This window comes from Limnohabitans planktonicus II-D5, from assembly GCF_001270065.2.
GTDB lineage: Bacteria > Pseudomonadota > Gammaproteobacteria > Burkholderiales > Burkholderiaceae_C > Limnohabitans_A > Limnohabitans_A planktonicus.
This window is the reverse complement of the sequence record NZ_LFYT02000057.1, coordinates 1-8,504: the sequence shown is the minus strand read 5'-3', so window position 1 is coordinate 8,504 and position 8,504 is coordinate 1. Positions and strand designations below refer to the sequence as shown.

Here is an 8,504-nt window from a genome sequence, read left to right as displayed (position 1 = left end):
CCTTCACAGCCGCCGAAGGCAGCAACACCGTCAAGGCGCGGGTCATCGACGCAGCAGGCAACGCAGGCGCAGCCAGCACCCTGAGCTTCACGCTGGACACGGTCATCGACAAACCCACCGTGGCGCTGGCCTGCGACAGCGGCACCAGCAACAGCGACGGCATCACCCGCAGCGGCGCGCTGAACCTGAACAACATCGACAGCGACGCACAGCTGCAGTACAGCACCGATGGTCAAACCTGGACCAGCAGCTTCACAGCGGTGGAGGGCACCAACAGCGTGACCCTCAAAGTCACAGACGCAGCGGGCAATGTGGCCACCTCGGACACGCTGAGCTTCACACTGAACGCAGCAGACGCGGTCTTCACCGCCCAACTGGACCTGTCCAGCAACAGCGGCAGTTCAACAGACCTGCTGACCCAGGACCTGACCCCCACGATCAGCGGCACCGGCACAGAGGGTGACATCATCCAAGTCACCATGCCCGGCACAGGCGAGATCCTGAGCACGACGGTGGCCGCAGACGGCAAGTGGAGCGTGACCGCCAGCACCGATGTGGCCAGCGGCACCGTGAGCGTGACCGCAAGCAATGCCGCAGGCGTGGTGAGTGCAGCAAAAACACTGACGCTGCAAATCGACGCCAGCATCACCACTCCGGTGATCAGCCTGATCAGCGACACGGGATCGAACAGCACCGACAAAGTCACCAGCAATGGCACATTCACCGTCAGCGCAGACAGCGACAGCTTGCTGACATACAGCACCAACGGCACAACGTGGAGCAGCACCTTCACCGCCGCAGAAGGAGCCAACACGGTGCAAGTGCGCGCCACCGATGCCGCTGGCAACGTGGCCACCTCCAGCGCCTTCAGCTTCACCCTGGACAGCCAGACCAGCGTCTTCACCGTGGCGCTCAGCTGCGACAGCGGCACGGCCAGCGACAAACTCAGCCGCGACGCCACCTTGGTCATCACCGGCGCAGAAGCCGGTGCAGACATCAGCTACAGCACCAATGGCAGCACCTGGACCAGCACCTACACAGCAGCCGAAGGCCTGAACACCGTCAAAGTGCGCGTCATGGACGCCGCAGGCAACCAGCGCACGCAAGACTACAGCTTCACCCTGGACAGCACAGCGCCCACCCCAGCAGCTCTCACCCTGGTGTGCGACAGCGGCAGCCAAGGCGCTGACAAACTCACGAACAACGGCAACATCAACGTGGCTGCCGAAGCCGGTGCCACACTGGAATACAGCACCAACGGCACCACTTGGGGCACGACCTTTGTCGCCAGCGAAGGCGCTAACACGGTCAGCGTGCGCGTCACCGACCAGGCAGGCAACGTCAGCAACACCTCCAGCCTGAGCTTCACCCTGGACAGCGCAGCCCCCACAGCGCCCACCGTGGGCCTGGTGTGCGACAGCGGCAGCATCACGGGCTCTGGCACAGACAAACTCAGCAACATCGGCACCCTGAGCCTCAGCAGCGTGGAAGCAGGCGGCCAGCTTGAATACAGCACCAACGGCGTGAACTGGGCGACCACCTTTGCAGCGGCTGAAGGCTCCAACAACGTGCAAGTGCGCGTGACCGATGCTGCAGGCAACCTGGGCGCAGTCACCCACTACAGCTTCACCCTGGACACCCAAGCGCCCGATGCGCCCGTGTTGGTCCTGGTGTGCGACAGCGGTGCACTCGGCACCGACAAGATCACCAGCGATGGCCGCTACAGCGTCACGACATCCGAAGCAGGTGCCACACTCCAATACAGCACAGACGGCGTCGGCTGGGGCACCACCTTCACAGCCGCCGAAGGCAGCAACACCGTCAAGGCGCGGGTCATTGACGCGGCAGGCAACGCAGGCGCAGCCAGCACCCTGAGCTTCACACTGGACACTGTTATCTCCAAACCCACCGTGGCGCTGGCCTGCGACAGCGGCACCAGCAGCAGCGACGGCATCACCCGCAACGGCGGGCTGAACCTGAACAGCATCGACAGCGACGCACAGGTGCAGTACAGCACCGACGGCCAAACCTGGACCAGCAGCTTCACGGCGGTGGAGGGCACCAACAGCGTGACCCTCAAAGTGACAGACGCAGCGGGCAACGTGGCCACGTCAGACACGCTGAGCTTCACACTGAACGCAGCAGACGCGGTCTTCACTGCCCAACTGGATCTGTCCAGCAACAGCGGCAGCCAGACCGACTTATTGACCCAGGACCTGACCCCCACGATCAGTGGCACCGGCACAGAGGGTGACATCATCCAAGTCACCATGCCCGGCACAGGCGAGATCCTGAGCATCACGGTGGCTGCAGACGGCAAGTGGAGCGTGACCGCCAGCACCGACATCGCCAGTGGCACGGTCAGCGTGACCGCAAGCAATGCCGCAGGCGTGGTGAGTGCGGCCAAGACACTGACGCTGCAAATCGACGCCAGCATTGCCACTCCGGTGCTCAGCCTGATCAGCGACACTGGATCGAACAGCACCGACAAAGTCACCAGCAACAGCGCCTTCAGTGTCAGCGCAGACAGCGACAGCCTGCTGGAATACAGCACCAACGGCACAACGTGGGCCACCACCTTCACAGCCGCAGAGGGTGCCAACACGGTCCAAGTGCGCGCTACGGATGCGGCAGGCAATGTGGCCACCTCAGCTGCCTTCAGCTTCACCCTGGACAGCCAGACCAGCGCCTTCACGGTAGCTCTGAGTTGTGACAGCGGCAGCACAGGCGACAAACTCAGCCGAGACGCCACCCTGGTCATCACCGGCGCAGAAGCCGGTGCCAGTATCGAATACAGCACCAACAGCACCACCTGGACCAGCACCTACACCGCAGCCGAAGGCCTGAACAACGTCAAAGTGCGCGTCATGGACGCCGCAGGCAACCAGCGCACCCAAGACTACAACTTCACCCTGGACAGCACAGCGCCCACCCCAGCCGTGCTCACCCTGGTGTGTGACAGCGGCAGCCAAGGCGCTGACCAACTCACGAACAACGGCAACATCAACATTGCCGCCGAAGCCGGTGCCACCCTCGAATACAGCACCAACGGCACCACCTGGGGCACAACCTTCACAGCCGCAGAAGGCACCAACACGGTCAGCGTGCGCGTCACCGACCAAGCAGGCAACGTCAGCGCGACTTCCAACCTGAGCTTCACCCTGGACAGCGCAGCCCCCACAGCGCCCACCGTGGGCCTGGTGTGCGACAGCGGCAGCATCACGGGCTCTGGCACAGACAAGATCACGAGCACAGGCACCCTGAGTCTGAGCAGCGTAGAAGCGGGCGGTCAGCTCGAATACAGCACCAACGGCGTGAACTGGGCCACCACCTTCGCAGCTGCCGAAGGCGTGAACAACGTCAAAGTGCGCGTGACCGATGCCGCAGGCAATCTGGGCGCAGTCACCAACTACAGCTTCACCCTGGACACCCAAGCACCCGATGCGCCCGTGTTGGTCCTGGTGTGCGACAGCGGCCTACTTGGCACCGACAAGATCACCAGCGATGGCCGCTACAGCGTCACGACCTTGGAAGTGGGCACCACGCTGCAATACAGCACAGACGGCGTCGGATGGGGCACGACCTTCACAGCCGCCGAAGGCAGCAACACCGTCAAGGCGCGGGTCATCGACGCAGCAGGCAACGCAGGCGCAGCCAGCACCCTGAGCTTCACGCTGGACACGGTCATCAGCAAGCCCACCGTGGCGCTGGCCTGCGACAGCGGCACCAGCAGCAGCGACGGCATCACCCGCAACGGCGCGCTGAACCTGAACAACGTGGACAGCGACGCGCAGGTGCAGTACAGCACCGATGGCCAAACCTGGACCAGCAGCTTCACAGCCGTGGAGGGCACCAACAGCGTGACCCTCAAAGTCACAGACGCAGCGGGCAACGTGGCCACGTCAGACACGCTGAGCTTCACACTGAATGCAGCAGACGCGGTGTTCACCGCCCAACTGGACCTGTCCAGCAACAGCGGCAGCCAGACCGATCTGCTGACCCAGGACCTGACCCCCACGATCAGCGGCACCGGCACAGAGGGTGACATCATCCGTGTGACCATGCCCGGCACAGGCGAGATCCTGAGCACGACGGTGGCCGCTGATGGCAAGTGGAGCGTGACCCCCAGCACCGATGTGGCCAGCGGCACCGTGAGCGTGACCGTAAGCAATGCCGCAGGCGTGGTGAGTGCAGCCAAAACCTTGGCCCTGCAAATCGACGCCAGCATCACCACCCCCGTACTCAGCCTGATCAGCGACACGGGATTGAACAGCACCGACAAAGTCACCAGCAACGGCACATTCACCGTCAGCGCAGACAGCGACAGCTTGCTGGAATACAGCACCAACGGCAGCACCTGGACCAGCTCATATGCAGCAGTAGAAGGTGCCAACACCGTCCAAGTGCGCGCTACGGATGCCGCAGGCAATGTGGCCACCTCCAGCGCCTTCAGCTTCACGCTGGACAGCCAGACCAGCGCCTTCACAGTCTCCTTGAGCTGCGACAGCGGCACCACAGGCGACAAACTCAGCCGAGACGCCACCCTGGTCATCACCGGCGCAGAAGCGGGTGCCAGCGTGGAATACAGCACCAACGGCAGCAGCTGGACCAGCACCTACACAGCAGCTGAAGGCCTGAACACCGTCAAAGTGCGTGTGATGGACGCCGCAGGCAACCAGCGCACCCAAGACTACAGCTTCACCCTGGACAGCACAGCGCCCACCCCGGCCGTGCTCACCCTGGTGTGCGACAGCGGCAGCCAAGGCGCAGACAAGCTCACGAACAACGGCAACATCAACGTGGCCGCCGAAGCCGGTGCCACCCTCGAATACAGCACCAACGGCACCACCTGGGGCAGCACCTTTGCCGCCAGCGAAGGCGCTAACACGGTCAGCGTGCGCGTGACCGACCAGGCAGGCAACGTCAGCGCGACATCCAGCCTGAGCTTCACGCTGGACAGCGCATCCCCCACAGCCCCCACCGTGGGCCTGGTGTGCGACAGCGGCAGCATCACGGGCTCTGGCACAGACAAGATCACCAACACAGGCACCCTGAGCCTGAGCAGCGTAGAAGCAGGCGGTCAGCTCGAATACAGCACCAACGGCGTGAACTGGGCGACCACCTTTGCAGCCGCAGAGGGAGTTAACAACGTGCAAGTGCGCGTGACCGATGCCGCAGGCAACCTGGGCGCAGTCACCACCTACAGCTTCACGCTGGACACCCAAGCACCCGATGCGCCCGTCCTTGGCCTGGTGTGCGACAGCGGTGCTTTGGGTACCGACAAGATCACCAGCGATGGCCGCTACACCGTCACGACATCCGAAGCAGGTGCCACGCTGCAATACAGCACAGACGGCGTCGGGTGGGGTACCACCTTCACAGCCGCCGAAGGCAGCAACACCGTCAAGGCGCGGGTCATCGATGCAGCAGGCAACGCAGGCGCAGCCAGCACCCTGAGCTTCACGCTGGACACTGCTATCTCCAAACCCACCGTGGCGCTCAGCTGCGACAGCGGCACCAGCAGCAGCGACGGCATCACCCGCAACGGCGCGCTGAACCTGAACAATGTGGACAGCGGCGCACAGCTGCAATACAGCACCGACGGCCAAACCTGGACCAGCAGCTTCACAGCCGTGGAGGGCACCAACAGCGTGACCCTCAAAGTGACAGACGCAGCGGGCAACGTGGCCACGTCAGACACGCTGAGCTTCACACTGAATGCAGCAGACGCGGTGTTCACCGCCCAACTGGACCTGTCCAGCAACAGTGGCAGCCAGACCGATCTGCTGACCCAGGACCTGACGCCCACGATCAGCGGCACAGGTACTACGGGCGACATCATCCGTGTGACCATGCCCGGCACAGGCGAGATCCTGAGCACGACGGTGGCCGCTGATGGCAAGTGGAGCGTGACCGCCAGCACCGATGTGGCCAGCGGCACCGTGAGCGTGACCGTAAGCAATGCCGCAGGCGTGGTGAGTGCAGCCAAAACCTTGGCCCTGCAAATCGACGCCAGCATCACCACCCCCGTACTCAGCCTGATCAGCGACACGGGATTGAACAGCACCGACAAAGTCACCAGCAACAGCGCCTTCAGTGTCAGCGCAGACAGCGACAGTCAGCTGGAATACAGCACCAACGGCACAACGTGGGCCACCACCTTTGCAGCCGCAGAGGGTGCCAACACCGTGCAAGTGCGCGCTACGGATGCGGCAGGCAATGTGGCCACCTCGGCTGCATTCAGCTTCACCCTGGACAGCCAAACCAGCGCCTTCACCGTGGCGCTCAGCTGCGACAGCGGCACGGCCAGCGACAAACTCAGCCGAGACGCCACCTTGGTCATCACCGGCGCAGAAGCCGGTGCAGACATCAGCTACAGCACCAATGGCAGCACCTGGACCAGCACCTACACAGCAGCCGAAGGCCTGAACACCGTCAAAGTGCGCGTCATGGACGCCGCAGGCAACCAGCGCACCCAAGACTACAGCTTCACCCTGGACAGCACAGCGCCCACCCCGGCCGTGCTCACCCTGGTGTGCGACAGCGGCAGCCAAGGCGCTGACAAACTCACGAACAACGGCAACATCAACGTAGTCGCCGAAGCCGGAGCCACGCTGGAATACAGCACCAACGGCACCACCTGGGGGACAACCTTCACAGCCGCAGAAGGCGCCAACACGGTCAGCGTGCGCGTCACCGACCAGGCAGGCAATGTCAGTGAGGCATCGAGCCTGAGCTTCACCCTGGACAGCGCAGCCCCCACAGCCCCCACTGTGGGCCTGGTGTGCGACAGCGGCAGCAGTACAGGTGCAGGGACAGACAAACTCAGCAACATCGGCACCCTGAGCCTCAGCAGCGTGGAAGCAGGCGGCCAGCTTGAATACAGCACCAACGGCGTGAATTGGGCGACCACGTTCGCAGCTGCCGAAGGCGTGAACAACGTCAAAGTGCGCGTGACGGACGCCACAGGCAACACCGGTGCTGTGGCCACCTACAGCTTCACCCTGGACACCCAAGCGCCCGATGCGCCCGTGTTGGGCTTGGTGTGCGACAGCGGCGCACTTGGCACCGACAAAATCACTCAAACCGGCAACCTCACCGCGTCCTCCCTGGAAGCCGGTGCCACGCTCCAATACAGCACCAACGGCACAGCCTGGGGCAGCACCTTTGCAGCGGGCGAGGGCAGCAACACCGTCTACGCACGCGTGGTCGATGCCGCAGGCAACACCGGCGCGGCCAGCCAACTGGTGTTCACCGTGGACACCTTCATCGTCAAACCGATCCTGACTCTCGCCTGCGACACCGGCACCCCGGGCGACCTGGTCACCATCGACGCCAGCCTGAACGTCCCTGGAAGCGCCACCGGCTCGGCCATAGAAGCCGGTGCCGTGGTCGAATACAGCACCAACGCCAGCAGCTGGACCAACACCTACAGCGCCATAGAAGGCAGCAACACCGTCTACGCACGGGTCCGGGACGCGGCAGGCAACATCGCCGTCTCCGACGTCCTCCGATTTGTGCTCAACACCAAGGCAGGCACCTTCACCGCAGGTCTGGACAACAACAGCAACAGCGGCGCCCTGACGGACCTGAGCACTTATTACGACACCCCCACCATCACCGGCAGCGGCTCAGAAGGCGACCGCATCAAAGTGACCATGCCCGGCACCGGCGAAGTGCTCACCACCGTGGTCGACAACAACGGCCTGTGGTCCGTCACGCCCACGCTGGCCATTGCCTCGGGCAATGTGCAAATCGAACGCACCTTGCAAGCGGGCAACGCGGTAGACGCCACCATCAACCTGGCGGTGGTCATCGACCAAACCGTGGCCTCACCCGCCGTCAGCTTGCTGTGCGACACCGGACGCAGCCAAAGCGACAAGATCAGCACCGTAGGCAACCTGAACATTGGGCTCATCGAAACAGACGCCTTGGTCGAATACAGCACCGACGGCAGCACCTGGAGCAGCACCTTCACGGCGCAAGAAGGCGCCAACACCGTGCAAGTGCGCCAAACCGACAAAGCCAACAACACCAGCACCCCCACCGTCTTCAGCTTCACGGTGGACACCGGCAAACCCGTGCCCACCGTCAGCATCACGGCCATAGGCGGCGACGATGCCGTGGGCCCGGCCGATGCGGCCCACCTGCAAACCACCATCACTGGCGCTGCACTGGGGGCCAGCGAAGGCGATCTGGTGCAAATTGCCGTGAACGGCCACACCTTCAGCGGCACCGTCAACGCCGTGGGCAGCTACAACATCAGCATCGACACGGCCGACCTGGTGGCCGATTCGGACAAAACACTGGAAGTGCTGCTCAACGCCAGCGATGCCGCAGGCAACCAAGCCAGCACCTCGGCCAGCCGCAGCTACAGCGTGGACACCTCTGCGCCGCAAGTGCAAAGCATCGCGCTGGACAAAACACTGCTCAAAGCAGGCGACAGCGCCACCGTCACCATCCGCTTCTCAGAAAAAGTCATCGCCTTTGATGTGGGCGATCTG

General features: G+C 63.5%; 1 protein-coding gene. It reads left to right on the top strand.

From position 1 onward, the window contains the following. The coding region (locus H663_RS40570; RefSeq protein ID WP_116695959.1) for an Ig-like domain-containing protein at nt 1-8,504 on the top strand (8,504 nt) is incomplete at both ends.